The organism is Sulfuricurvum sp. (assembly GCF_028688295.1).
GTDB lineage: Bacteria > Campylobacterota > Campylobacteria > Campylobacterales > Sulfurimonadaceae > Sulfuricurvum.
The window spans coordinates 1-3,682 of record NZ_JAQTYM010000121.1 but is presented as its reverse complement, the minus strand read 5'-3'; the positions used below and the strand labels follow the sequence as shown (position 1 = coordinate 3,682).

The 3,682-nt window shown below is 38.4% G+C and carries 1 protein-coding gene; it reads right to left on the bottom strand.

The genetic code is table 11. The features are described 5' to 3' along the window. The coding region (locus tag PHR02_RS13345; RefSeq protein ID WP_299992770.1) for a GLUG motif-containing protein at positions 1 to 3,682 on the bottom strand (3,682 nt) is incomplete at both ends.

The window sequence follows — 3,682 nt, the reverse complement described above, 5'->3', positions numbered from 1 at the left end:
TTGGTGTCGGAGTTGGCTCTGGCGTTGGTGTCGGAGTTGGCTCTGGCGTTGGTGTCGGAGTTGGCTCTGGCGTTGGAATTACACTGCCCGCTGTCCCCGGATCGATTGTTGCCACAGGATTCATTTTCCAGATACTTTCACTTGATGCAAATTGTGGAAACATTTTTGTAAGAGTACTATCAATCACAATATCCCATGCAGCTTCACCAAGGTCAGTTGTATAAGTAGCTAAAGAGTTCATCTCAGCCGTTGTTTTAGCCGTACCAAAACTATTATCGGCTACAGTAGGATTTTTCGTACTATTATAAAAACTAGCATTTACCGTTGTACCAGTAACTTGTCCAAGCAATCCACCAACATTTGTAGTTCCTGTTACAGCTCCACTTGCATAAGCATTTGTAACTGTACTATTAGTTATAAAACCAACAAGTCCACCAATACTGTCATTTCCTATAACATCGCCAACAGCATAACTGTTTAAAATTGTAGTTGGGGAGTCAAGCATATAGCCTACTAATCCGCCGACATTATCATGACCTGTTACTTTGCCACTTGCATAACTTGTCTCTATGTGAGAGCTATTAGCTTCACCTACTAATCCACCTGTATTATTTCCACCAGTAACTTTTCCTGTAGCGTAGCTGTTGGTGATGGTGCCAGTTGGAGTTGATTTTACAAGTGATAAGTCAATCATAATAGTATTAGGAGTGTCATTAAAAGTATAAACGCCTGCATTAACATAATCCACTACATATCCTGGATTTTCATCAAGTCTAGCCGTAACAAATGCCTCTTTTCTAGCATTAAGAGCATCATTAGCAGCCTGTAGTGTGTCATAAGTCCAGCTTCCACCTTCATTATAATTGTATGATTGAGGATGTGTATAAGTAGATCTACTTCCACCCTCATTGTACCCCACGAGTCCACCAACACTGCTACCGTGATCTGTATTTCCTACCACTTCAATAGCCGTATGAGAGTCGGTAATATTACCATACGAGTTATACCCCACAAGTCCACCAACATTACTAGCACCTAGAACTTTACTTGTGCCATTTAGTGCTAATACATTAGAGTTGATAATTTGTCCACCATCTCCTGTATTCATATTTCCCACAAGTCCACCAACATTTTCAATATTTGGTGCTTTAATATTTACTGTAGCAGTAGAGTTTTTGATAACACCCCACTCCGTATTGTCAGGTGATTTCAACCTAAAACTTACAGTATAAGGTTGTCCCTCATTACCCCTAGAGTTATTTTGTACCGTATATCCAAGCGCTTTGAATGCGATAACATCAGCTCTAGCGTTATAAGCCGCCAAAAGTGCTGCTTCATCCACTACTCTTTGCGCTAAATTTTCAGATGTGGTAGTTGCCGAAATTATCTTACCAAAACGCACTTGTTCATGATAGTCAATTTCACCTCTATTGTATCCCACAAGACCACCGATATTTTCACCACTTGTAGATGTACTTACATCTATTGTACCCGTATAAGATGAGTCGCTGATATTAGAATATCTAGCATTGCCTACGAGTCCACCGATGCTAGATACATAACTATCAAGAGGATCACTTTGAAGGGTGATATTTCTAGTTGAAGTAGCGTTTTTGATAATTATGCCATAAGAGTCCCCTATCAAACCACCTATATATTCTTGGTCTTTACTGAATATTTTTGTATCACCAATAGTGATACCATCAGTTGATACCAATCCGCTCGTTGTCACCGTATCAAACAAAGAAGAGCTACTATACCCAGCTATACCACCTACAGAGTAAATATCTGCATTCGTATTGAAGGTAATAAGGTTGCTTGCCGTTGCAGTTTTAACATAAGAGTCATCAATAGAACCAAACATACCACCTATTGATTCTATAGAAGCAGAACCATTCTTTGTAATATTCATTGTAATATTACCACTTGAGGTGATATTTTTAAATATACTACTATTTACTGAACCAGATATTCCACCAATGTTATAAGCTCCAACACCATCATTGTTAGTTTGTGAAATTAAATTTGCTGAAATAGTAACACTAGAATTTCCAGTATCAAGAGTTGAGTTTGACAATCCACCAAAAAGTCCACCGATGTTTTCAAATCCTGCATCATCATATCCACCATTATTTGCCGTAAGAGTCGCAGAAATGCTTCCTGTGGCTGATAGGTTTGAAAGCGTAGCGCCTTCAGCATATCCAGCTATCGCACCAATATTATTAATGTATGTATTTATATTTTGTGTAGCAGTGTTAAACTCTTTTGTGTGAGAATATACAAAGTTATTTACTATCACATCTGAGATAGTTGGGAAGTTTGAATACTGAGCTTCACCATCAATCATAGTATAGCTTCCACCACCAGTGTATCCTGCCACGCCACCTACATATGAGTATCCATCAAGTGCCACACCACTAAGTGTTAGATTTTTAACTGTACCACCAAGAAGTCTTCCAATCAAACCAATATGACTATTATATCCTTGAGATACCGATAGTCCTGTAATCGTTTTACTGTTACCATCTATAACACCTTTAAACATCGGTAGATAAAAACCGCTATCTAGTGTAAAACTCGATGCTAGTTTAACCTTAACTGTAGGGTCGTATGCAAGAGCAAGTAATTTTCTAAAATCAGCATTATTGTTAATCGTATAATATCCATTAACATCTGCTACACCAAATAATGATTGGGCTGTTGGAGCTACTTTACCAGCATTTTTCCAAGTAGTATACTGAGCCGTATCAAGTGCACCAAGTGTGATAACATTAGTCGCACTTGCATCCTCTGTACCTATATAGGTACTGTTATGTTCATAAAAGCTATTTGAAACAGTTGATGGCTCATCACTTCCTAAATCATCAATACTATCAGCTAGCTTACCGACAATTCCACCTGCATCTTGTAAGGCAGTAATATCACTTCTTTCTACGGCACTATTGTTTATCTTACTACCCCCGTCTGCAACACCAACGATACCTCCTGCCCTGAAACCAGTTGTTGGTCTTAAATCAGGACCCGCATTTATCAATGAGCCAGTCACAAATGCTCTATCTATTATAGTATGGTATATCTCACCTGCAATACCTCCAACATTTCCAAGGCGTGAATATATTGTGCTACCATCAACATGGCTATCTGTGATAGTAGAATTACCCGCATGCCCTACAATACCCCCAGCTGCCTTACCCATTGCTAAAATTTCACAAGAATATACTGCATTATCACTGATAATAGCACCTTGTGCCGCACCGACGATTGCACCAACATTACTACCATCTCCTATTGATTTAATATCACTAGCATATACAATATTATTATGGATGACAGGTTGGAGATATGGTCTAGTTGGATCTCTATTAATCAATGCCGAGTTGTCTCTAGCAGCACCGACTAAAGCAGCCGTTTGAGCTGTATATTTATCCCAATTACTATCATTATTCGTATAATTATTAGTTACTGATGCATTTGAGAGCCTAACACTACTAATATTAGCAGTTGTTGCAATATTTCCAAATAATCCTGCGGCTTGACCATCGCCATCATATGTAAAATCTCCACTCATAGTAAGATTTGAAATAGTATGTCCAAGACCATTGAAGTGACCTTTAAAATCTAATGAGTAATCAGTACCATAATTGCTATACTTATATTTACCAATTGGTGTCCAAGATTCCCC